Origin of the sequence: Lactococcus protaetiae (genome assembly GCF_006965445.1) — a bacterium.
GTDB classification, from domain to species: Bacteria; Bacillota; Bacilli; order Lactobacillales; family Streptococcaceae; genus Lactococcus; species Lactococcus protaetiae.
The window spans coordinates 1,007,837-1,033,040 of the sequence record NZ_CP041356.1 but is presented as its reverse complement, the minus strand read 5'-3'; the positions used below and the strand labels follow the sequence as shown (position 1 = coordinate 1,033,040).

Below are 25,204 nucleotides of genomic sequence, written 5' to 3'. Positions count from 1 at the left end.
AGTGATTACTTCATTGGTGGGGGATTCTTTCTCTCACACCGATGTAGGGTACAACCTCACATCAAAGATATAAGGTCACACCTCCGCTTCACTTCGCGGTCCGTTCGCTCTATCTCCGCTTTGCTACGCTGTCGATTTCGCTAAGTTGCTAAAGCAACAAGCTCAAATCGCAATCGCTAAAGCGCCGTAGAACAAAAGCAAAGCTTGCCATCTCGCCTTATCGCTTTGCCTTTTGCTCTTATTGCTTTAGCAGTTAAGCAAACGGACAGCGGAGCAACGAAGTTGCGGAGACCGTTCGTAGAACGGTGTGCAGAGCACGTAGCGAGTTGCGACTTCGACTAGGCACGTTCGTGCCGTAGCGAGAATCGACAGCGGAGCGAAGCGGAGATAGTGCTGCTTATCCCGCCACCTTAAAGAGGTGAGGGAGTTGCCACTCCGACTAGGTGCTTTAGCACCGTAGCGAGGATGGACAGCGGAGCCTAAAGGGCGAAGATAGCACGCACTTGCTAAGTTAAACTCCTCACTTAAAAGTCAAATCACATAACAACGATGATTCATCATAGCACCTCAACTTTAACAATTGAATATTTAAGTAAACAAAAAGCCCCACTACGAAAGTGAGGCGAGGTTTGGCACCATGATCCAGGAGGGATTCGAACCCCGACCGTTCGCTTAGAAGGCGAATGCTCTATCCAACTGAGCTACTGGACCAAATATGGTTCCTGTCAGCAACTTACAGAGTAATCAGCAAAATCTGATTGCCCATAAGCGACTTCCAGAAACCAGTTTATCATATTATTTTTATTTTTTCAATTATTGTCCTGTGTAAGTTCCAGTATTATTTCCGTAACTGCTAGAGTCGTTAGAACTTGTACCGCTACCTGAGTTAGTATCTGATGTTGTAGAATCTAGAGATGAGCTGCTAGCTGTACTTGAAGAGCTACTTGTTCCACTTGAGCTTGATGAAGTGCTTGCCTCTCCACCACTTCCAGTCGCTCCAGAAATGAATTCATCTTGGTTTTGAGAAGTAATATTTACAAAATTGCCTTCTGTGTCTATACCATATGTCGTGGATTTTCCGTTTTCAGTTACTGTAGCCGAAGGGAGATAATAAGTTGAAGCTGTCCCAAAATAACTTTCATACGTAATCAAATTCGAAGGCAGAACCGTTAGAGTACTCTCTCCCAATGATCGTCTCATTGCATTTTGCATGGCGAGATATACATCTTGAGGGAAGAACTCATATGAGACTCCATCAACCATATTTCCCACTCCTCTCGCTTGAATTGAAATAACTTTCTTGAAACAATCCTTATAACCCAATAAAGAAGAAATCGTAGAGGCATTAATTGGAATATTTGTTTTAAAATCTTTAGAAGCATCGTTAAGAATTTTTTGATACTGAGTAATGTTATCAAGCGAAAGCATCTTTTTCATAAGCGCTTCAATAACTTGACGTTGAGCGATTTGACGCCCATAATCTCCACCAACTCGATGATGGCGGTCTCGTGAATAGACAAGTGCTTGTTCCCCATTCAAGTGTTGCTCTCCAGCAGGAATCGTTACAGTATATTGGGGCTCGGTATCTGAAATAAAAATCTCATGCTTGGGATTAGGATAGTCAGGTGTACTCGGAGCAATAGAATTTGGGTCATTATACACATCAATTCCACCAACGTCATTAACTAAGTTAATCAAACCATCAAAGTTCATCGTGATAAAATTATCAATGTTAATCCCAGTTTGTTCTCCAATTGTTTTCATCGCATAAGAAACGCCTGTTTCTAATCCTTTAGTTTTCCCACCTGCATTGTACCCTAACGGATAAGCAGCGTTCAACTTTTCTTTAGAAACAATATTTCCAGAGCCATCGAGGATATTCGTCATGGTATCCCGCTCAACCGAAACCATAGTCGTCGTATTTTTTGTAGGATCAAGCGTGATAAGGATTTGAGAGTCGGAATTTCCGTTCCATGAATCTGCCGTCCACGTCCTGCTCCACCTGTGTCGATCCCCATTACCAAAATCGTTAGAGGTTTCGTTGCTTTGATGACCTGTTCTGTTTGCTTACTTCCTGCATTCGTATAAGTCATTTTAAAGGCTTGAGTGGTACTGTTTAACACTGTAAGTGTATAAGCAGCAACAGCGGCACCTGTCACCAAAATGATACTCCCTAACATTAGGAGCGTTTTTATCCATAGTTTCATATTAGCATTATACCAAATTTTTTATATTTAACAATATAAAAGAAAAAATTTAGACAATTTTGGAGTCATTCATTATCATAAAATTTGACTTTTATATCGCGTTAGGATTATTTTGAAAAATAAAGCTTACAACATTCACTTATAATGTTTCTATGAGTTCTTCATAACGTTTACCATGAGCTTTTAACACAATCTCGCGTTCTTTGTCATTAACAATTTCAGGAGAATACTTGTCAAAAACAACTTCTAAATAATTTTGAGGTAAATCCGTTCCTAACATTTCGCCCCATTCGATGACGGAGACTCCATCACCAAACAAATAATCATCTAAATCAAAACTATCAGGATCATCACCAATTCTATAAACATCCATGTGATATAACGGCAACCGTCCCTCAAGTTCGCGAACAATTGTATAAGTCGGACTTTTTACCATTTGATGAATATCAAGCCCTAGAGCTAATCCTTTAGTAAATGTTGTTTTACCTGCACCCAATTCACCAGTCAGTACAATCACATCCTGTGCTTTCAATAAACGTCCTAACTTCTCTGCAAATTTCAGCATTTCTTCTTCGTTAAATTTCATGATTTTATTATACCAAGATGTGAGCAACACCGTCAAGAAGCGTAGAGAAATACCAGTTGGCTCTTTGTGCTTTGCCTTTTGCTCTTGCCGCTTTAGCGATTGCGATTTGAACTTCCGACTTTAGTCGGTTAGTGAAATCGACAGCGGAGCAAAGCGGAGATAGAGCAAATGAATAACGAAGTGAAGCGGAGTTACAACCTCACATCAGTGGGAGAGAAAGAATCTCCCACTGATGAAGTAATCACTTCAATTCTGCACTTCACAACACAAACTTAGCGCCCAACAGTTACCTCCTTCTTCTCCGGAAATCAGATTGTTTTTTCTGGTTTTTTAGAATTCTGTCAGCTTGTAAGTTCATTTTTTGAGTTTCTGTCAGTGATGGAGAGGCTGTCAGTATCGCTGTTTCTTTAGTAAAATCTTCTGTTTGTGATTTTTTCACAACTTTTGTCAATGATTTATCATTCGGAGCATTTTTAGCTTTTATTTTTTTATGGAAATGCCGAATGAGCGCTGTAACTCCCCAATAATCGTAACTGTTGCTGATAGACTCGTTAATATAATTGTCCAAATATTTGCTGAATTTTTTCCTGTGTTGTTGACTGTTTCATTAATGATAGTCGTTGAACCTTTTGTAGGTTCTTGAGTTGTTGTATTCCGAGTAGTCGCCTGTGCATTATTCTCTCTCTGCGTTTGATTATTTTGTGCTTGAGAATTTTCTGTGACGTTTTGTTGCGCGGTCGTTGTACTTGCTGGCGTTTGAGTAGATTCTGCCGTACCAGTTGAATCACTCGAATTAGAGCTACTTGATGTCGAACTTGATGATGTGCTTGATTGTGACGATTGAGTATTTTCATTTGCAGCACTTGTAGCAGTCTGTGTCTCCTGTCCACCGGTAGTGGTGTCCGCATGTATCCCGATTGGAAAACTTACCATCGTAAATAAAGTAATACTATAAATCAATTTCTTCATACAGAAAATTCTATGTCATTTTCCTTAAGCTAACTTAAAAATAACACTTTTCAGCATTTTCTTTATAAATTACTATTATTGTGGGATTAAAATTCTGTGCTGGTTCATACATTTCTTCGCTAAAGATGAGATGCCTACATCTGCTAATGCACTAAAATGACAAAACTCGTGCGCTTTTACGTCAAGGTTAGTTTAACTCAACTCCAATATTAAATGCTTTTCAACATACTAAATACCAGTAGATTATCTGTATTCGTTTTCATTGTTTTTGCAAAATAATGCCCCTTTTTGATACAATAAAAACATGAACAAATCAAGACATACAATTAACGATACAGCCTGGGTGGACTTCTATCAACAGGAGAATCCTAGACCGACTCAATATTCCTTCCCGTCTATCATCATCTGTCCCGGTGGTGGCTATGAACATATTTCCAAACGTGAATCAGAACCCTTGCCTTTGCTTTTCTCGCACAAGGCTATCAGGTTTTCGTCCTTAATTATACAGTCATGAATAAAGGAACAACTCATAATTTTCTCTCTGAAACATTGCTTGAACTTCATCATGTTTTTGAACTTATCCATGAAAACTATGAAACATGGGATATTAACCTTGAGCAAATCTTTTTACTTGGCTGTTCAGCAGGTGGACATCTTGCCTCCTGGTACAGTAACCAGTATCAATTTTATAAACCCAAAGGTGTCATTCTCTGTTACCCCGTAACTTCTTTCACTTTTGGTTGGCCAAATAATATGACTCATTTCAACTTTGCTCTTCCTAGCTCTGCCGAATATAATACAGCAGAAATGGTAACTTCATCAACTCCTCCGACTTTTATCTGGCATACAGGAAATGATTGCAGTGTTCCGATTTATAACAGTTTAAAATACTGTGATCGTCTTGCTAAGTACCATATTCCTTTTGAAGCGCATTTTTTTGATGATGGTCCTCATGGACTGTCTTTAGCTAACAGAGTTACAGCGCCTGATGACAATTATATTAAACCATCTGTGCAGCGTTGGTTGTTGTGGGCAGTACAATGGCTTGAAAAACAAATCCAACTCACTAATGAAAGTTAAAAAAATCCTGTCAGTATACTGACAGGATTTTATTTTTATAAAACTATAACTAATTTGTTGTAAAAAACGACAATAAATTGACCGCCATAGCACAGTACTATGATACATGGTTTTATGAACATTCTCCATTCGTTACACTCTTTGTATCTATCGCTAAATTGACTGATAAAAAGAGACAGCACTTGTAGTTACTACTAACCACTTCATTTTGCTACTTTATCAACTTAGAACAGACAGACACTTTGATATAAAATCTTTCTCAATTTTAACCAAGCAAGTGTCTGCCTTTGGGCTACGCTGTCCATCCTCACTATGGTGCTACGTGCTTCGCACGCCGTTCTATGAACGGTCTACGCAACTTCGTTGCTCCGCTGTCCGTTTGATTGCCATTTAGCGTTGCCTCTATTCTTGTCACTTTAGTGACTTAGAGATAGAGGACAAATGTTCATCGGCACTTTGGTGCCTTACAGCCAATTCCTTTTGCTCTTGGGGCTTTAGCCCTAAGCAAACGGACAAATGTCCTAGGGTCATGCGAAGCTAACTGCTAAAGCAACAAGAGCAAAAGGCAAAGCACTTAGTCGGAGTAGCAACTCCCTCACCTCTTTAAGGTGGAGGGCTAAGCAGCACTGTCTCCGTTTCACTGCGCTGCCGATTCTCGCTACGGCACGAATGTGCCTAGTCGAAGTCGCAACTCGCTAAAGCGATAAGGCGAAATGGCAAGCTTTGCTTTCGTTCTACTGCCCTAGGGTCTTAGCGCTTTAGCGATTGCGATTTGAGCTTGTTGCTTTAGCAACTTAGCGAAATCGACAGCGCAGCAAAGCGGAGATAGAGCGAATGGATAACGAAGCGAAGCGGAGGTGTGACCTCATATCGAAGATGTTAAGCAGACTGTTGCAGCTTTAGCTGCGTACAGGTCGCTTAGTTGTTACACCTAGAGGTTGTGCCCTAACATCAATGGGAGAGAAAGAATCTCCCATTACAGTATAGATTAGCCTTTGTCAGTACTGACAGATATACTCAGCTTCAGTTTCTATTTTCAGACCACACTTTGACCAAAAAATCAAACGTATAATGTGAAGTGTCCGGCACAACAACAATGTCCTCTCCCAAATCTTCTGGACGACCAACACCAATCGCCAATGCCCAGAATCCTTAATCGCTTGAATCCCAGCTTGAGAGTCCTCTAAGCCAATAGAATCCTCTGGATTAACACCTACTGCGTGCGCCGCCGCAATGAAAATATCTGGAGCTGGTTTTGAAGCCGCAACTTCTGACGGGTCTGCAATCGCATCAAAATAATTTGTCAAACCCATTCTCTCCAACAAAAATGGACCATTTTTAGATGCAGATGCTAAGGCAATTTTAATCCCAAGACTCCGCAAGTCTTTCAACAAAGTCAAAATACCTGGATAAACATCTTGAGGCGATACATCTTGAATCATTTCAACGTAGTTATCATTTTTACGTTTCGCAAGCGATGCAAACGCTTCATCTGACACTGTCTTATTTCCTAACGCCAAAATTTTTTTCAGAGAATCTTCCCGAGAAACACCTTTCAACTGTTCATTAAATGCACGATCCACACCGTCAATTCCTATTTCCTCTGCCAATGCCTTCCAAGCTCGGAAATGGTACTCTGCTGTATCTGTAATTACACCATCCAAGTCAAATAAAACTGCTTTAAACATTACATTCCTCCATCAATTATTAGCCCAACTTCAAGCGGACAAATTTAATTAAATCCTATACGGTCTAACTTCATGACAATGACACACTCCATGCACCACACGTTACACCTATTATCTCCATGCTATCATACTACATGGTCAATGCTCGTTGTCTGTTTTATCTCACCACTGAAGACTGATAAAACAGTTACCACTAAAATCAATAAAATCCTGTTGAATTTTAAAGTGGAACTAGTATATTTTATCAAATAATATCATTTAACGCAATCGCTTGCATTAATTGTCAATCACCGAGTTACTGACAGACTTCTGAGATTTCTGTCAGTAACTTTCTAATTAAGAAAATCTACGCTTTTCCCTTACGTCGCAAGGTAGTATATTTGCAGTTCATCTACCAAATCTGCTGCGTAGATTTAGAGGCGAACTAGTATAATTTATCACTTTATTGCTTTACTTCAAAAACAGCTGTTTCTCCTGACTCTAGCTGGAATAACGTGTCATACACTCTGACTACCATCTTTCTGTCAGCTGTCAGTAAAAGTTCCTTGTCAGAAATCTCAACCGTCACTCTATTTCCTCGGAAAAGCTGGGTAAATTTCAAATAAGACCAATGCTTTGGTAACTGTGGTGCGATTCCAAATTCACCATCACGTAAAGTTACCCCAGCAAATTCATTTTGAATGACTTCAAGTGTCTCTCCCATTACCCCAATATGGATTCCCTCAGCTGTCGTTCCGCCCTGAATGTCGTAATAATCTGAACCAATTGCCTCAGTCAAAAACTCCACTGCTTCATCCACCTGATTAATCGTCACATCAATTCCTGCAAAAACTGGGCGTGATGTTGTTGAGCCATGTACCGTACGCGCAAGATAATAATCTCGGTTTACTCTAAGCCAATCTTCTGGAAGTCTATAACCAAGCTGTTTTACAAGTTTTTCTGTATGATTAGCACCTAAATTATAAAGCAACATTAGTGTATCTGCTTGCTTAGCAACCTTATATTCATCTGGCGAAATCCCCTCCGCTTTCATCAAGCGGTCAATCCGATGAATATCACCATATTTCGCTTCATAAGCAGCAAAGTCAACCTCTTTCAAATCGAAATAGCCTGCATATTGAGCAATGACTCCAGTTTCATCAATATCCAAATACAACTTATGTGCAACATCTTGAGCTTTTTCTAGCCATTCCACATCAACATTTGAAAAATCAAACATATTTTTAGTTTGTAGCTCAGTCAACCAATTCAACTGCCAGACAAGCATGAGGTTGGTATACGCATTGTCCGTAATTCCTCCCTCTTTTCCAGGATAGGCTTCATGATACTCATCTGGACCCATCACACCAGAAATATGATAGCGACCATCTTCTCCAAGCACAGCCTTATTCAACCAGAACTTCGTTGTTTCAAGTAAAAGTTCCAGACCTCCCTCATGTAAAATGCTCAAATCTCCTGTCAACTGAGTATAAATCCATAAATTATAGACAATCGCAAGTGAAACATGACGTTGACGTCGCGAATTATCAGGTTCCCATTCATTATTGACCGTATTCAAATGAACAAACTGCGATTGTTCATCTCCAATAAGTCCTGATTGCCAAGGAAACATTGCTCCGATTTCTCCATCAACCTTTGCATTATCTTGTGCCGCACGTAAACGATTCAAGCGATAAAGCAAAATATCACGCGCTGTTTCAGGTTCATTTGCCGCATAATACGGCACAACAAAAATTTCATCCCAAAAAATATGACCACGATAACCTTCACCAGTTAAACCACGTGAACCAACAGAAGCATCCAAATATTGATTTGCCAAATGTTGTGCCGCCTGACGAATATGAAAAACATTCATCCGCACCATTCGTTGTAAATCTTTATCGTCAGATTTAATGACAATATCAGCTGTTTCCCAAACTTTTGACCAATATATTGCGCTGTTTTCTCTGATTTTGCTTACTGATAACTTTGCTAGTTCATTTCTCACAAAATCAACAGGCTGCTTCTCTTCAGCACTCGTTGCTAATACAATAACTTTCTCAAAATGAACAGGAACATTTTTATGCAGTTCAACTTGTCCACTTTCTAATAAAACTTCTTGATGCCCTGACTCAGCTAAAACAACCGAACTACCTGCCAAAGTTGTCTTCACAGCAAACGCAAACTCAATATCCGTTGTCCTTGTTTTTGCCACTAAAATATTTTCAGAAATAGAAAGCACATCAAACTCTTTGCTATCAAAAGCACGATAACGTTCTACATTTTGATTTAAAACTGAACCATCAACCAAGCTTTCCAAACGAAGTGTTGCATCAAAGTCTGTAAGGATTTCTCCTTCAAATCCTAAACAATGGAAATCAATTGGATCAACATATTTTGTCGTTGTCAAAGTCAACTTACCCTCATCAACTTTCACGACATATTTATCCCTCTGAGTGCCATTCTTAAAATTAATTGCTGACTGGCGACTAATTATCGTCTGTTCAGTAAACTTAACCAACTGATTACCAATAAAAATTTTTATCAACTGTGGATTAGGTAAATTTACCATATCTTCATTGACTACATCATGACCAACAACTTCAGTCGTTGTACAATTAAACACACCAGCTACATAAAGCCCAGGATAATGATGTTCTGAAAAAGATGACCACACAGGAGCACCACGCCAACCTAGATACCCATTTCCTAAAGTCATTAATGATTCTTGTCCATACGAACGTTTTCCTACTTCGTATTTATCATATTGGATCATCCAGTCTTTATCCGTTTCCGTCATTTTTTGCCTTTCTTTCTCTCAAAAATAAAGGAGCCAGAAGCCACTGGCCCTGACTCCAAATGAAATTTATAAATTATTTAACTGCATCTTTGAAAGCATTTTTCTTTTCAACGCCAGTACCCATTTCGTCAGTATCTTTATATCCAAAGAACCATACCAAGACCATTGCTACTACGATACATACAATAGATGCAATCCAAAATGTAGCCAAGTTACCAGCTGGAGCTTCATGCGTTTTAGGATTAGAGATAAAGTTAGGGAAACCAATCAATGAACCAGAGAAACCAAACATACGCAGATTCATCAATCCAGCAACCAAACCACCAGCAGCGGCACCAATAGAACTCATAATGAAGACACGCATATATTTCAAATTAATCCCATACATTGCAGGTTCAGTAACCCCACAAAATGCAGAGATTGCAGCAGGAAGAGCAAGACCTTTCATATCTGATTTGCGAGTCTTCAGGAAGACTGCAAGCGCCCCTGCACCTTGTGCCAACATCGTAAATGACACAATCATATTAAGTGAAGATTCACCAGTTGCTGCGATTTGTTGCGAAATGATAGGAACAATGAGCCAGTGCAAACCAAAGATAACCAAACATTGATAGAATCCACCAATGACAAGCCCTGCAATACCCAAATTAAGTCCAAGAAAGAAACTGATAACATTTGACAGAAGTGAAGAAAGTGTAGAAATCACTGGTCCTACGATTAAAAGCACAATAGAAGATGTGATAAAGAAAGTAATCATAGGTTGGAAAATCGGACGCAAAGCCAAAGGTAAAACTTTCTTCAACCAAGCATTCAAAGGTTTTGCGATTGCGACTGCAGCGATGATTGGGAAAATCGTGTAAGCATAACTAGGTAATGCCACAGGAATTCCAAAATAACTCGTATTGAAAGTAACACCTAACAAATGTGCCACTGCGTTAGGCGCAGGTACAACACTTGTGCCACTGATTGTTGCCTGAGTTAAAGGATTCAAACCAGGAGCAATCATAAATCCACCAACAGCTGCTCCAACAAATTGTAAGCTTCCGTCTTTTGGAGCTAATTGCCGTGCAGCTGAGAAACCAACCAACACAGGTAAGAAATAGAAAGGCGCCATCGCCATTGTTGAAATGATAATGTAAGTCGAACTTGTTGGATCAATCACATTGAAGATATGATTTCCCTTGACAAACATAGCCAAAAGTCCATTGATCATACCACCACCAGCAAGTAATCCAATGATTGGAATCATAGACCCGTGATTGTACCAATAACAACTTGGAAACCACGGACAATAGGATTTTTACTTCCACCTACAGGTGCACCACCTGCATCATCAGCTTCTGTTTCTCCGCCTGCTAATCCATCGGGGAGCTGTGCAATCACTTCATCATAGACATCTTCAACAGCTTGACCGATGACCACTTGGTATTGGTTGAGATTTGCATTATATACTGCACCTGCAACACCAGGTAATGCTTCTATCCCCGCAGTATCAGCTTTGTCTTTATCTTTTAAAGTGAAACGAAGACGGGTAATACAGTGAATAACTTTTGTGACGTTTTCTGCGCCACCGACTTTTGCGATAATATCTGTCGCAAGTTGTGAATAATTTGCCATAAGACCTCCTGCTTTCCCTCTTAAAAAGGAAAATTATTTTATTAACTTTTATCCCATAATATTTAATTCCCAACATTTCTCTCAGAAATTAAAGGATATTTACATCCACTTTTTGTACTAGCCTAATACTGTATAAAGTTTGACTAGTATAACTGCACAAAAATATTTTCGTGACAGTTAACTCCCAACACATATAAAATGTTAGAGCCTTAGCATTCCAAAAATTCCAATTATTTTGTTTGAGCTTTTCCAAGCGTTTCTTTTGCTTCAACTTTTTCATAGCGAACATCAAAAGAATCTAGCTTATCAGAGTTGGTAAAAATGACCATTGTTGTTTTTTCAAGACCTGCTGCTTCAACTTGAGTCCAATCAACACTTCCAACTTCATCTCCACCATTGACTATATCACCAACTTTAACTTTGAGTTTAAATGGTGAACCATTGAGTGAAACAGTATCAATCCCAATATGGAGTAATACCTCAAGACCATCTGCTCGAGTAAAGCCAACCGCATGACCCTGAACCAAAGTTACTGTGGAAGCTACAGGCGAATAAATCTTATTTCCCGTAGGTTCAACGGCAAAACCATCACCCATAATCTTCTTTGAAAAAACAGGGTCATTAACAGCTGAAATTTCAATGACCTCTCCAGAAATCGGTGCATAAAGCCCTTTATCATCCTGAAGTTCTTTCTTTTTTCCTAGTCCAAACATATGAACCTCCTATCATTTTGCAGCTTGTACGTACAAGTTGATAAAAACATTGTACCACATGAAAGTGTTTTCAGCAAGCGCTAGCATCTATTTTTATGATAAAATATAGGAATGAAGAAATATGAAGTGATTTTACAAGATTTAGAAAAGAAAATTTTCGATGATATCTATAAAGAAAATGATGTTTTACCTAGTGAAAACGAACTTTCAAAAATTTATAATAGTAGCCGTTCAACCGTTAGACAAGCTTTAAAAATATTAGAAGAAAATGGTGTAATTCAACGTCGTCATGGATTTGGTAGTATTGTTATCGCTCATGATAAATTGCTTTTCCCCATTTCAGGTCTAACTTCATATAAAGAACTGCAAACTTCTATGGGATTTGAGAGCGAGACTGAGGTTGTCATATTTGGATCAATTGATATTGAAGCCGAACTGTCAGAATTAACAGGTTTTCCTATCGGGAGCAAAGCACTTCATATCCTTAGACGTCGGAAAGTCGAAGGAAAATACTCAATCTTAGACCGTGATTTTTTCTTAAAAGATTATGCCGATCACCTAACTCCAGAAGATGCTAAAAATTCAACTTATGAATATTTAGAAGGAAAACTTGGACTGGATATCGCTTATGCCCAAAAAGAAATTACAATTGATTTCGCAAGTGAAGAAGATTTTGATTTATTGGACTTAAATCCCAAAGACCGTCATATTGTTTCTGTTAAATCCAGGGTTTACCTTGCTGATAACACATTGTTTCAATATACAGAATCCAGACACCAAGTTGACCGTTTTAGATTCACAGAATTCGCAAGACGCCAAAAAAGATAAATAAAAAAAGCCATACTATGGCTAATTTGTTGTACCAAATTCAAATATTTTAAATAAAAAAGAGAGCATATACTCTCTTTTTTATCAAAGCAAGTGCGTGCTTTATCTCCGCTGCGCTACGGTGCTGAACCACCTAGTCAGAATGGCAATCTTTGAATTTCGTCCGACTAAATTCAGTGGTGAATTGCCCTTTTATCAGTCGAATCACCTGTTGCTCTTGCTGCTTTAGCAGCTAAGCAAACGGACAGCGTAGCGCAGCGAAGATAGCGACTAGAGAAAATGGACAAATGTTCTACGAAACTCCCACTGAATAAGTCTTGACTTCATTTTACCCCAATTTCTTCTTCCACGACTTCTACTATACTATCAACAACTTCATTGACTTCATTATGAGTTGGTGCTTCAGCCATTACGCGTAAGAGTGGCTCTGTCCCAGAAGGGCGAACAAGAATACGACCCTTGCCATTCATTTTTTCTTCCATGTCGACAATTACTTTTTGAATTTCTGGTACTTCCATTGCAGATTTTTTGGCAGCATTGTCTTTAACACGAACATTGACTAATTTTTGTGGATAAATTGTTACTTCACTTGCAAGTTCAGACAAAGTTTTTCCTGTTTCTCTCATCACTTTCAACAATTGAATGGCGGAAAGTTGTCCATCTCCTGTTGTGTTATAATCAAGAAAAATCATATGACCAGATTGCTCTCCACCGAAGTTATAGTGATTTTTTTTCATTTCTTCAACAACGTAGCGGTCACCTACTGCTGTCACAACTGAATTAATCCCTGTTTCTTCAAGCGCAAGATGAAAGCCAAGGTTTGACATTACTGTTGTAACTACTGTATTTTGGGCTAACTTGCCTTGACTAAGTAGATATTTACCAACAATAAACATGATTTTATCACCATCTACAATATGCCCTAACTCATCTACTGCGATTAGACGGTCAGCATCTCCATCAAATGCCAATCCAATGTCTGCCCCCACTTCAAGGACTTTCTCAGCCATTTGCTCTGGATGAGTTGAGCCAACATTAACATTAATATTAAGCCCATTAGGGTTTTCACCAATAACAGTCAACTCTGCATTAAGATCTGCAAACACGGCACGTGCTGAAGTATGGGCAGCTCCGTTTGCAGTATCAAGAACAACCTTGTATCCCTCAAAATCACCCTCTGCTGTAGTCTTGAGGAAAGCTTGATATTTACGGACACCCTCAATATAATCATGTAATATTCCAAGCCCTTCTGCAGACGGGCGAGGCAGCGTGTCTTCGGGTGCATCAATCAAAGCTTCAATTTCTAATTCTTTAGCATCTTCAAGTTTATAACCATCACCCCAAAGAATTTAATACCGTTGTCAAGAGCTGGATTGTGGCTGGCTGAAATCATAACCCTGCTGACGCTCCATCTTTTTTCACGAGATAAGCGACACCAGGTGTTGCAATAACACCAAGATCATAAACTTCAATCCCAACGGATAAAAGTCCTGAAATGAGGCTTGTTGCAAGCATTTGTCCTGAAATACGTGTATCTCGGGCGACATAAACTTTCGGTGTATCAGTTTCGTGTTGGCTTAAAACATAGCCTCCAAAACGCCCTAACTTAAAAGCCATTTCTGGCGTAAGTTCAACATTTGCTTCTCCACGCACACCGTCAGTTCCAAAATATTTACCCATTTTTTTGTCTCCAATTTATTTTTTCATGATATTTATCATGATTTATCTCATTTTCCTCGATTTACTAAATCTATCTCAAAATTCTCTTAATGCTTCAAAAATAACTTGCTTTTCTACCCCATAATGCAGAATCTGTGGCACAAGCCATCACGTATAACTAATAGTCATATTCTTACAGCTTACTACAACCAAATCATAATCCTTGATATGATATTGTGCCCTAACTCTACCAAAGCTCGCATGGTAACAGCCTTTAAGTTTTTAACCAAGCAAGTGCCCGCTATCTCCGCCCTTTGGGCTCCGCTGTCCATTCGCTCTACGGTGCTACGTGCTTCGCACGCCGTTCGTGCCGTAGCGAGAATTGACAGCGGAGCGAAGCGAAGATAGAGCGAGGAGGTGTGACCTCATATCGAAGATGTTAAGCAGACTGTTGCAGCTTTAGCTGCGTACAGGTCGCTTAGTTGTTACTCCTAGAGGTTGTGCCCTAACATCAGTGGGAGAGAAAAAATCTCTCACCGATGAAGTAATTACTTCAATGTGGAACCAATATAATCAGAATCGTCTTTACAAAATTACTTCTTTTTAACTGGCGTCAATGTCACATCTATTGTTCGCGGACGGATGCTTATACCTGATTGCTGCAGTGGTACAGAAACTTTTGTTTCTTTAGTTATCCCTGTAATACTTACATTTGCTTCGACACTACTCATCTCATCTAACTTACTTTGCTCGCCATATATGGTGACTTTTTCATCAGATAGTTTTGTTTTCATGCTAGAGAGTGTTGTATCAAGTGTGCCTGTAACTTTTAGTTTGACTGGCACTTGTTTACTTGGTTTGTTTACAGACACTTTGATATGAACTGTCGAAGGTGTGATTTGTGCGGGAAGAATTTTTCCTGTACTATCTACAGCATGTAAGGTAACCGTTCCTGAATAATTATCTGTGAGATTCACATCGCTAGGAAGAGCTGCTTCAATGGCATGAATTTTTTTGATACCTTCTTCACCAGCAACGACGTTGACTTTTTCATCGCTCAAATCAATCGTATCAATACTAAATCCTGTTGGAATCTGTGTTGAGTCCACTTTGGGAGTCACTTCGAATTCTCGAGAAGCTCTTTTTTCTACCGTTACGTTCATCGTCTTTGGTTCAATTGATGCATTAACCCCTCCTGGAAGCTGTTCGATTCGTACGGGAACGTCAACTTTTCCAGATTTAACACTGGTCAAATCAATACTCAGGAAAAAATTTCTTGTATCGGGATTTTCTTCATTGGTAATCGAGATTCGATTGTAACCTGATAAATGTACCGTTGCGCTACTATTGTAGCCACTGACAAAGTATTTATTTGTATCATATTTTAACTCAACTGGTACGCTATTAATTGTAGCTGTGTAAACCTCTCCTGATTGGTTCGTTCCTTGATTTCGGATAGAGGTTGCATTGGCGTTAAAGAAGAGAACAATTGCAAAAAATACAGAAGTCAAGATATAAAATATTTTTGAAGTAAAAAATTTATTTCCCATTTTTAGCCTCCGAATCTTTACTAGATTTCCCTGAATTTTTGCCTAAACGCGGGAGTGTTTTTTCCACTTTTGGAGTTAAAATGCTGACTAATATATCATGAAATCTTTCTTTAGAAATATCGGCAAAAAACTCACCGTTATGTGCTATCGAAATGCCCCCTGTTTCTTCAGATACGACAAGAATTAGAGCGTCTGAAACTTCTGAAAGACCAATAGCTGCACGATGTCGCGTACCAAATTCTTTGGAAATTCCTCTGCGTTCAGTCAAGGGAAGGTAGGCACTTGTCACGGCAATCTTATCTCCTTGAACGATGACTGCACCATCATGCAAGGGGTATTTGGAATGAAGATGTTGATAATTAATTCGCTTGTGATATCCGCATCTAACCGAATTCCCGTGGATACAAATTCATTAAGATTTTGGGACTGCTCAATAGCAATCAAAGCACCAATCTTACGCTCAGACATATAGGCAAAAGATTTTTCATAGGCCGTGATATGCCCATCTTTAGAAGCTTTTTTTGTCGGTGTAAATAAAGTTGTGGTACGTCCCAAACTTTCAAGCGCCCGTCTAATCTCAGGCTGGAAGATGATAACCCCTGCAATCACCCCATAAGTAATGACCTGGTTAAGCAACCACTCTACTGTGGTTAAACCAATGAGTCCTGCAATAATTTTTATAAAAAGGAAAATAATTACTCCGCGCACTAGCGTCATTAATTTTGTTCCTTGGACAAATCTTATCGCATTATAGAGGAAAAAACTTACAATAGCAATGTCTAACACCGCAATCATGATACGTAGCGGTGATTCATTCAGCTCAAAAATCTTTTGCCAAAATTCAAGGTTAAAAAATTGATTAAAATCGCTCAAATTTTTTCCTCCTTATATACTCGTTCAATGTCAATTATACTGTTGTTTACTTGATCGCCTGTAAAAAGGCTGTGCAATTTACTCTTCTTGTTGATTGGTGTGATTAAACAATGAGAACAACTCGATTACAGAGATAATTGCAACTTTTCATATCTTCACTTTGATGTAATGAGTCAATTAGAAACGAACTAGTAGTTAGATATTGAACTGTAGAGATACTGTTTGTATGAGAATTTTCACCACTTATTGATGTTACGCGCAATACAACAGACGGGTCAAAAATCTGACAGTATCCATAATTAATTAGTTTAATTATACCAAAATTTTATGTTCCCTGCTGATAAATGATAAATGCTTCACTGAAAATATTGTCACTTATACAAATAGAACCTTACTGATAAAAACTGTCAGTAAGGTTCTATTCATTTTGAAGTGATTACTTCAAAATGAAATTAGATTATTTGTTCCTATCTGCAAGCTTTTGAGCTTTTCTTGCTGCACGTCTAGCCTCACGTTCGGGATCAACTGTTCGTTCTCTTCTAGGTTTTTGATTGATTTCTACTGTTTCACCTTTTGCTTTTGCTTCACGCTCTAAAAATTTTTCTAAATCTCCTGATAAACGTGCGTAACGTATGAATCGCTTTCTTGAATCTGTAGCGGCTTTATCATATAAAGCTTCTGCGTGTTCTTTGTTGACTTTTAAAAGATTTCCAAAACGAGATTGTTTGAGCAAAAGTCCGCGTACTTCTGAAAAATCTGGCTTCTTGAAGTCAAGAATCATTGGATTTTTTCCTTTTGATTCAAGTTCTGGATTATATCGGTAAAGTTGCCAATAGCCACTTCTTACAGCGTGTTCGGCTTCGTCGAGCACCATATGCATTCCTTCATAGACACCGTGACTGATACATGGTGTATAAGCAATGATAAGGCTTGGTCCTTTGTGCTTTTCTGCCTCATCAAACGCTTTAATGGTCTGCATCATATTCGCTCCTGAAGCAATTTGAGCGACATACACATCATCATAAGTCATCGCCATAGCACCTAAGTCTTTCTTCGCTCCACCCTTACCTCCTGCGGCAAATTGAGCAATGGCAGAAGCAGGTGTGGCTTTTGAGACCTGTCCTCCTGTATTGGCATAGACTTCATTATCCATCACGAGAATATTTACATCAGCACCTGAGGCAATGACATGGTCTAGACCTCCAAATCCGATGTCATAAGCCCAACCATCACCGCCAAAAATCCATTGGGTCGGTTTGACAAATTGATCTTTTTGCTGATAGATTGCATTTAATACTGACAGCTTTCTGTCAGCGACTTCATCTGTCTTTTCCTGATTCACTAAAACCGTCAGTTCTTCTTTGAGCAATGCCTTGAACTTCTCAGCACGCGCTCTGGTTCCTTCACTATCAAAAAGGTGCGTTGCCCAGTCTTTAGCAAGGAGTTGTAAGTCCTCTGACATTTCTGTCAGCACTGACAGAACTTCGTCAGCAAGTTTTTGGCGGCGAGTCACCGATGCCATATGCATCCCATAGCCGTATTCAGCATTATCTTCAAAAAGTGAGTTTGACCAAGCGGGGCCTTGTCCCTCATCATTTGTGGTATAAGGCGTCGCTTGCGTTCCTCCATAAATTGATGAGCAACCTGTCGCATTTGAAATCATCATCCGGTCACCAAACATTTGTGTCAAAAGTTTGATATAAGGTGTTTCACCACAACCTGAACAAGCACCTGAAAACTCAAATAAAGGCTTTTCAAACTGCGTGCTTGCAGCTGTGAGTCGTCCAGCCATTGGATTTTCTTTTGTTTTCAAAGTTTGCGCAAAAGCCCAATTGACCGCTTGCTCTTGCTGCGACTCATAAGGAACCATTTTTAGCGCTTCACCTTTTTTCGGACAAGCTTCGACACATAAACCACATCCTGTACAGTCTTCGACAGAAACTTGTATCCGATATTTCAGGCCATCGTTTCCTTTATAATCCATGACTTGGAAGCCTTCTGGTGCAACATTCCACTCATCTTCATCTGCTAAAAACGGACGTATCGCCGCGTGTGGGCATACAAATGAACATTCGTTACACTGAATACAGGCTTCAAGATTCCATTCAGGGACTTCAAGCGCGATTCCTCGCTTTTCATAGCTTGCTGTGCCGAGTGGACTACTACCTGTCGTCATTCCATTATCCACCAAATCTTGCACCGAAAGCTCATCGCCTTCAAAAGCATTTGTTTTGTTGACAATCTCAAAAACATATTTTTTCGTCGCACTTGCCGCTGAAACTGGCTTTAGTTCGCGTTCTTTTGCAATTGCCCAATCTTCTGGAACCTGCACTTCATGAAGATAATCAAGCGCCATTTCCATAGCATTCAGATTTTGCTCAACAATCTTGGGTGATTTACGCGCATATTTTTGAGTATCTTTTTTCAGAATTTCGTAGGCTGTATCAAATGGCATCACTTGAGCAAGTTTGAAAAATGCGACTTGCATAATCATGTTGATTCTGCGGTCTAAGCCTGTTTCTCTTGCAATTTTTACTGCATCAATGGTATAGAATTTAATATAGTTTTCGCCAATGTAGCGTTTTAACTTGCTTGGCAAATTTTTTGAAAGATGTTCATCATCCCAAGAGGTATTTAAAAGGAGGATTCCACCTGCTTTCAAATCTTTCGTTAAGTCATATTTTCTGACATAGGTCGTGTTGTGGCACGCGACAAAATCAAGCGTTGCAGTCATGTATTCCGACTTGATTGGACTATCCCCAAAACGAAGATGGCTGATGGTCAGTCCGCCTGATTTTTTGGAATCATACTCGAAGGCTGCTTGCACATACTTATCGGTGTGATCGCCAATGATTTTGATTGCCGCTTTGTTTGCCCCGACTGTTCCATCAGAGCCGAAGCCCCAAAATTTCGCTTGAAAAGTGTCTGATGGTGTCAAATCAAGTTTGGAAGCCACTGACAGAGATAAATTTGTGACATCGTCAGTGATTCCGATGGTAAATTGACGACGAGGAGTTGATTTTAAAAGTTCATCAAAAGTAGCAACAATATGCTCTGGACGTGTATCTTTTCCACCCACACCATAGCGTCCACCAATAACTTTTATATTTTCATCAAATAGTGCAGACTGCACATCAAGAAAGAGCGGTTCACCATTTGAGCCTGACTCTTTTGTACGGTCAAGCACTGCAACATTTTGCACACTTTTCGGCAATTTCTCAAGGAAATTTTCTGTTGGAAACGGACGATACAAGTGAATGTTCAAAAAACCAACTTTACGTCCTTTGCTATTCAGATAATCTACCGTCTGCTCAATAGTCCCAGCAACTGAACCCATGCTGACAATAACCTCAGTTGCATCACAAGCACCGTAATAATTGACTAAATCATAATCTGTACCTCGTAAGGTATTGATTTTGTCCATGTATTTTTGCACAATGCGTGGCAACTCATCATAATAAGCATTGACTGTTTCTCGCTGTTGAAAATAAATATCGGCGTTTTGATTGGTTCCTGAAACTGTTGGATGGTCAGGATTCATCGCACGCTGACGAAAAGCTGTCAGTTTGTCAGTATTGATAAGCGGTGCCAAATCCTCATAATCAATAACATCAATTTTTTGAATTTCATGGCTTGTCCTAAAACCATCAAAGAAATTCATGAAAGGAACTGAACCATCAATCGTAGCTAAATGTGCGACGGCTGATAAATCCATCACTTCTTGCACACTTGACTCAGCTAACATGGCGAAGCCTGTGGAACGCGCAGACATCACATCCGACTGATCACCAAAAATATTGAGCGCACCCGTTGCTACCGCACGCGCTGCTACATGAATCACCGCAGGGAGTAGTTCGCCTGCCATTTTATACATATTGGGCAACATCAAAAGCAACCCTTGTGAAGCTGTGTATGTTGTCGCAATTCCTCCTGCTTTGAGAACACCGTGCATGGCACCTGCTGCACCGGCTTCTGATTGCATTTCTGTAATTTTTACTGTTTGTCCCCAAATGTTTTTGCGTCCTGCTACAGACCACGCATCCGTATAGTCTGCTATCGGTGAACTTGGAGTAATTGGATAAATTACAGCAATTTCTGAAAAAGCGTAGGCAATATGTGCCGCCGCCATGTTTCCATCCATTGTTTTTTTCATTTTCAAACTTTCTTTGAGAGAGCATTTATTCAACCTTTTCTCTGCATAAAGAGCGGTGTCGGTGTTCTTTATGTGACTTAAATATAAATCAGAAAAAATCGATAGCTTCCCCATGATATTAAATTTTGACTAAATTTATTTTAGCATTTTACAAGAAAAAAAGGACAACGGTATGTTGTCAATTTTCTTTTACATTTGGCTGACTTAAAGTGATTATTTCATTGGTGGGGGATTCTTTCTCCACCACCAATGTTAGGGCACAACCTCTAGGTGTAACAACTAAGCGACCTGTACGCAGCTAAAGCTGCAACAGTCTGCTTAACATCAAAGATATGAGGTCACACCTCCGCTTCGCTACGCTGTCCATTCCCTCTATCTCCGTTTCACTGTGCTGTCAATTCTCGCTACGGCATGAACGGAACGTGCCTAGTCGAAGTCGCAACTCGCTACGTGCTCTGCACGCCGTTCTACGAACGGTCTCCGCAACTTCGTTGCTCCGCTGTCCGTTTGATTGCCATTTGGCATTGGCATACAGCCAATGGTCATGCGAAGCTAACTGCTAAAGCAGTAAGAGCAAAAGGCAAGCGATAAGGCGAAATGGCAATCTCTGCTTTCGTTCTACTGCCCTAGGGTCTTAGCGCTTTAGCGAAATCGACAGCGGAGCAAAGCGGAGATAGAGCGAATGGACAGCGGAGCGAAGCGGAGATAGTGCTGCTTATCCCGCCACCCCTTAGGTGGGGAATTGCGATTGCGACTAGCCACTTTAGTGGCGGAGCGAGCATCGACAGCGTAGCCCAAAGGGCGGAGATAGCACGCACTTGCTAAGTTAAAGCAATTTTAAAGCACTCACAGACAAGGCGCTTCCTACTAAAATGAACAGATAAGCAATAATCAATGTCAACAGAACATTTGTCCCAAAGGGAATTAAAGGAAGCATAAATCCAAACGTAGCAATCAATGGTGTCCACGTGCGAGCATAATAAGTTCTCCGAGCAAAGACAAAAAGACCAATAGAAACTAAAATCCCAAGAAGCAAAATCCCTATCAATAACAATGAATGTAATGCAAGTTCCTGACCTTTTATCCTAAAAACACCATGTTGCAAAATTTTATTGGCTTTAGCCCAATAGGCATTGTCATCTTGATAACGTGTCCAATTTATATTGAAAAAATACAGATGAAAAACAGTATAAATCCCCGTAATCAAAAATGCTATAAAACTGTAGATCAACAAACTCCATCTTATCCAACGTGGATGTTTCTTTTTTACTTCTTGCATCTTCTTCTCCTCAACTATAAAAACGCAAAAACTACTTACAGTTTAGTCAGCAAATTTTTGCTTAAATTTGATTGATGTATATGAATTTCACTATTCAAAATCATCATTTAAAACAGTATAATATTTTTATAATTTTCTGTCAATTATTATTTTACTGACAAAAAACCCTGTCAGTACTGACAGAGTTATTTTTAAGAGGAAAACCGTAATTAAGATTATTCTGTGATACGTTTTTCAGTATCAACATCAAAGAAATGTGCTTTATTCAAGTTCAATGTCACTGTCAATTTTTCACCTGGATTGCGAAAATCACGTGCTTCAACACGAGAAACAAATTCAGTTGAACCTGTCTTGAGATAGAGCATTGTTTCTGCGCCAAGAAGCTCTGATACGACAACCTCAGCATCTACACGTGAGTCAGGATAGGCTTGCGCTTGAAGCTCACCTGCCGAGATATCTTCTGGACGAACACCGAGCCATACTTTCTTGCCATTGTATCCTTTATCTTTAAGCAACTTTTCTTTACCTTCTGGCATTTCGATGCTTAAACCTTCACCATTAGATAATTTATTGCCATTGACCGTCACTTCAAAGAAGTTCATCGCTGGACTTCCGATAAATCCTGCGACAAATTTTGATGCAGGTTCATTATAAAGTTCTTGAGGTGAACCTACTTGCTCAATACGTCCAACAGTACCAGTCTTGTCCACATTTGGTGATGAAGACATGATAACGATACGGTCTGCAAGTGTCATTGCTTCTGTTTGGTCATGGGTAACATAAATCGTTGTTGCACCGATACGACGGTGAATTTTTGCGATTTCAGTACGCATAGATACACGAAGTTTCGCATCCAAGTTTGACAAAGGTTCATCCATAAGGAAGACTTTGGCATCACGCACAATAGCACGTCCCATCGCCACACGTTGACGTTGACCACCAGACAAGTCGGCAGGTTTACGGTCAAGCATATCTGTCAATCCAAGAATTGCAGCGGCTTCATCAACACGTTTTTTAATTTCATCTTTTTTATATTTACGCAATTTAAGCCCGAAAGCCATGTTGTCAAAAACAGTCATATGTGGATAAAGGGCATAGTTTTGGAAAACCATCGCAATATCACGATCTTTTGGTGCTACATCATTCATGACTTTGTCATCAATTTTGAACTCACCTTCTGAAATATCTTCCAAACCAGCAATCATACGCAAAGTAGTTGATTTACCACATCCTGAAGGTCCTACAAAGACGATAAATTCTTTATCTTTAACATCCAAGTTAAAATCTTCCACTGCATACTGAGTTGCATTAGGATATTTTTTGTAAATCTTGTCTAAACTAAGTGTTGTCATTTTTTTCTCCTGTATTCACTTTCTATACTATCCATTTTAATGCAAACGGTTTCTCCTAACAAGCATTGAACTGCACATTTTCTTTATACAAATTGCACATTTTATCAAAGCAGCACTATCTTCGCTGCGCTACGCTGTCCATCCTCGCTACGGTGCTGAAGCACCTAGTCGGAATGGCAATCCTTGAATTTCGTCCGACTGCCATAGGGCCTAGGCTTCTTGGACAAGACCACTTCGCCTTGCGACTTTATAGGATAGCCGTTTGCGCTTTAGCGCTTACGGATATGCTAGTTGTTTCATCTAGTCGATTGCGATTTGAACTTCCGACTTTAGTCGGTTAGTAAAATCGACAACGTAGCAAAGCGGAGGTGTGACCTCATATCGAAGATGTGAGGTTGTGCCTTAAATTCCGTGGCGAGTTGCTCTTTTATCAGTCGCTTCAACGACTAGAGAAAATGGACAAATGTTTTACGAAACTCCCAATGAATAAGTCTTGACTTCATAAAGAAAAGTTTTGTCAGTAAAAAGAAAAACTGTCAGTATGCTGACAGAATTCATATTTTTCTACACTGGCACTTACACTAGCATATTGTTTTTTACGACAAATTATTTCCAGCGAAGCCATTCTTTTTATAGGGTCATTAAAAAATCCTATTGAATTTTTAATCTAGCAAGTCTCCGCGCGATAAACAGATTGTCCATACAGGCCGCTTAGATGTTACACCTAGAGGTTATATTCTAACAATTGGTGGAGAGAGAATCCCCCACCAATGAAGTAATCACTTCAAAGTTAGCCTAATACAAAAGTATTAATCTTCATCTTTAATCTTACTCGTTTCTTCTGCAAAACGTTGCGCCACAGCTTCAAGTGCTAATGTGTCCTCATCGCCAATATAATGGTCATCATTAATCTCATCAAGATTGACATACATATCGATATGTCCCTTGAGGTTGTCAAATCTCACAGGTGCATCTCCACCATATTCACCATCCAAATTAAGCAACATCCGCTGACCCGCCATCGGCTCAATCTCAATCATACTCGTCTTGATATACTCAATATTGATATCATCCAAATGTTTCCCATTTGCAACAATCGCAAGCAAAGCCATCAACTCAAAAAGGTTATCCGTCTTAACTAAAATTAAAGTAAATAGTCCATCATCCAATTTTGCATCTGGCGCAATTTTCTCAAAACCACCTACAGAATTAGTTAATGCTGCGAAAAACATTGAAATATCACCTTCAAAAACACCATTATCATGTGTGATACGCACAGGAGCTTTTCTGACTCGTGGCAAAAGTTCTGCACCTTTTGCCAAATAAGCAAGATAACCAAAAGCTGTTTTCAGATGACTAGGCACACTGTATGTCAGCTCAGTAAGCCCACCACCAGCAGCAATGTTGATAAAGTATTTATCCTCTTCAGCAAGACCACGTGTGGAATGACCCACATCGATACTCAATACCTGATTCTTACCAATAATTTCTATCGCTTCAAGCGGTTTACCACGTGGAATTTTCAGAGCTCTAGCAAAATCATTCGTCGTTCCAGTAGGCACAATAGCAAGTCTTGGTCGCTTTTCAAAGGGAGCAATCCCTGAAACGACCTCATTAATCGTTCCATCACCACCAGCAGCAATAATCAAATCAAAACCAGCCTCCGTTGCGCGTGCAGCTTCAATTTCTGCTGATTTAGATTCCGGCGTCGTTTGATATGCACTCGCTTCATAACCATACTCTTCAAGCCGGTTAAGAATATCTGCAATATGTTTTTTGATGATTTCTTGACCCGACGTCGGATTATAAATCAATCTTGCCTTCATTTTCCCACTCTTTCTCATTCTCTTTATACACCTTCCTCAGCAAAA

15 protein-coding genes, 1 tRNA gene and 4 pseudogenes are annotated in these 25,204 nt (G+C 39.6%); 2 read left to right on the top strand and 18 right to left on the bottom strand.

Annotated features, from left to right (window positions below; translation table 11 throughout):
* Nucleotides 1-638: 638 nt before the first annotated feature.
* The 6 genes from FLP15_RS05085 to FLP15_RS05070 form a co-directional block, all read right to left on the bottom strand.
* Nucleotides 639-711, bottom strand: a tRNA-Arg gene (locus FLP15_RS05085).
* 102 nt (nt 712-813) lie between these two features.
* Nucleotides 814-1,911 (bottom strand): LCP family protein, encoded by a 1,098-nt coding sequence (locus FLP15_RS05080; protein ID WP_245392063.1) that lies wholly within the window; start codon nt 1,909-1,911, stop codon nt 814-816.
* Complete coding sequence (locus FLP15_RS13030) at nt 1,884-2,207, bottom strand: LCP family protein (protein WP_223804734.1); 324 nt, start codon at nt 2,205-2,207, stop codon at nt 1,884-1,886. The genes FLP15_RS05080 and FLP15_RS13030 overlap by 28 nt, the downstream gene beginning before the upstream one ends.
* 139 nt (nt 2,208-2,346) lie before the next feature.
* On the bottom strand, nt 2,347-2,793 hold the full coding sequence (tsaE, locus tag FLP15_RS05075; protein WP_190288350.1) for a tRNA (adenosine(37)-N6)-threonylcarbamoyltransferase complex ATPase subunit type 1 TsaE: 447 nt from the start codon (nt 2,791-2,793) through the stop codon (nt 2,347-2,349).
* Between the two features lie 286 nt (nt 2,794-3,079).
* Nucleotides 3,080-3,232, bottom strand: coding sequence for a hypothetical protein (locus FLP15_RS12705; RefSeq protein WP_190288349.1), 153 nt, complete (start codon nt 3,230-3,232; stop codon nt 3,080-3,082).
* 41 nt (nt 3,233-3,273) lie between these two features.
* On the bottom strand, nt 3,274-3,762 hold the full coding sequence (locus FLP15_RS05070) for a hypothetical protein (RefSeq protein ID WP_142766244.1): 489 nt from the start codon (nt 3,760-3,762) through the stop codon (nt 3,274-3,276).
* A 510-nt stretch (nt 3,763-4,272) separates the two neighbouring features.
* Between FLP15_RS05070 and FLP15_RS05065 the strand changes: the two genes are divergently transcribed.
* Nucleotides 4,273-4,842 carry an alpha/beta hydrolase gene (locus FLP15_RS05065; RefSeq protein WP_223804733.1) on the top strand — a complete coding sequence of 190 codons (570 nt, stop codon included), beginning with the start codon at nt 4,273-4,275 and terminating at the stop codon, nt 4,840-4,842.
* A 1,023-nt stretch (nt 4,843-5,865) separates the two neighbouring features.
* Here the strand turns inward: FLP15_RS05065 and pgmB are convergent.
* The 4 genes and pseudogenes from pgmB to FLP15_RS05045 form a co-directional block, all read right to left on the bottom strand.
* Nucleotides 5,866-6,530: pseudogene (gene pgmB / locus FLP15_RS05060) on the bottom strand (beta-phosphoglucomutase).
* A gap of 442 nt (nt 6,531-6,972) precedes the next feature.
* Complete coding sequence (locus FLP15_RS05055; protein WP_142766243.1) at nt 6,973-9,309, bottom strand: glycosyl hydrolase family 65 domain-containing protein; 2,337 nt, start codon at nt 9,307-9,309, stop codon at nt 6,973-6,975.
* A gap of 73 nt (nt 9,310-9,382) precedes the next feature.
* Nucleotides 9,383-10,926: pseudogene (locus FLP15_RS05050) on the bottom strand (PTS transporter subunit EIIC).
* A 230-nt stretch (nt 10,927-11,156) separates the two neighbouring features.
* Nucleotides 11,157-11,639, bottom strand: a complete 483-nt coding sequence (locus FLP15_RS05045) for a PTS sugar transporter subunit IIA (RefSeq protein ID WP_142766242.1) — start codon at nt 11,637-11,639, stop codon at nt 11,157-11,159.
* Between the two features lie 111 nt (nt 11,640-11,750).
* On the opposite strand from FLP15_RS05045, the gene treR reads away from it, so the two are divergent.
* Nucleotides 11,751-12,467 (top strand): trehalose operon repressor, encoded by a 717-nt coding sequence (gene treR, locus FLP15_RS05040; RefSeq protein WP_142766241.1) that lies wholly within the window; start codon nt 11,751-11,753, stop codon nt 12,465-12,467.
* 323 nt (nt 12,468-12,790) lie between these two features.
* Here treR and FLP15_RS05035 read toward each other — a convergent pair whose 3' ends face one another.
* From FLP15_RS05035 to FLP15_RS05005, 8 genes and pseudogenes are all read right to left on the bottom strand, one after another.
* The gene (locus FLP15_RS05035; RefSeq protein ID WP_425351487.1) at nt 12,791-13,759 is read right to left on the bottom strand and encodes a phosphohexomutase domain-containing protein; all 969 of its coding nucleotides are present in this window, start codon (nt 13,757-13,759) and stop codon (nt 12,791-12,793) included.
* Between the two features lie 11 nt (nt 13,760-13,770).
* A pseudogene (locus tag FLP15_RS13815) lies at nt 13,771-14,084 on the bottom strand (hypothetical protein).
* 635 nt (nt 14,085-14,719) lie between these two features.
* Complete coding sequence (locus FLP15_RS05030) at nt 14,720-15,676, bottom strand: CdaR family protein (protein WP_142766240.1); 957 nt, start codon at nt 15,674-15,676, stop codon at nt 14,720-14,722.
* Nucleotides 15,666-16,471: pseudogene (gene cdaA, locus FLP15_RS05025) on the bottom strand (diadenylate cyclase CdaA). Before cdaA ends, FLP15_RS05030 begins: the two are co-directional and overlap by 11 nt.
* 535 nt (nt 16,472-17,006) lie before the next feature.
* The gene (gene nifJ, locus FLP15_RS05020) at nt 17,007-20,702 is read right to left on the bottom strand and encodes a pyruvate:ferredoxin (flavodoxin) oxidoreductase (RefSeq protein ID WP_142766239.1); all 3,696 of its coding nucleotides are present in this window, start codon (nt 20,700-20,702) and stop codon (nt 17,007-17,009) included.
* An 826-nt stretch (nt 20,703-21,528) separates the two neighbouring features.
* A complete protein-coding gene (locus tag FLP15_RS05015) occupies nt 21,529-21,981 on the bottom strand; it encodes a transporter (RefSeq protein WP_142766238.1) in 453 nt (150 codons plus the stop codon).
* A 215-nt stretch (nt 21,982-22,196) separates the two neighbouring features.
* A complete protein-coding gene (locus FLP15_RS05010) occupies nt 22,197-23,333 on the bottom strand; it encodes an ABC transporter ATP-binding protein (protein WP_142766237.1) in 1,137 nt (378 codons plus the stop codon).
* A gap of 809 nt (nt 23,334-24,142) precedes the next feature.
* A complete protein-coding gene (locus FLP15_RS05005) occupies nt 24,143-25,159 on the bottom strand; it encodes a diacylglycerol kinase family lipid kinase (RefSeq protein ID WP_142767435.1) in 1,017 nt (338 codons plus the stop codon).
* Between the last annotated feature and the right edge of the window lie 45 nt (nt 25,160-25,204).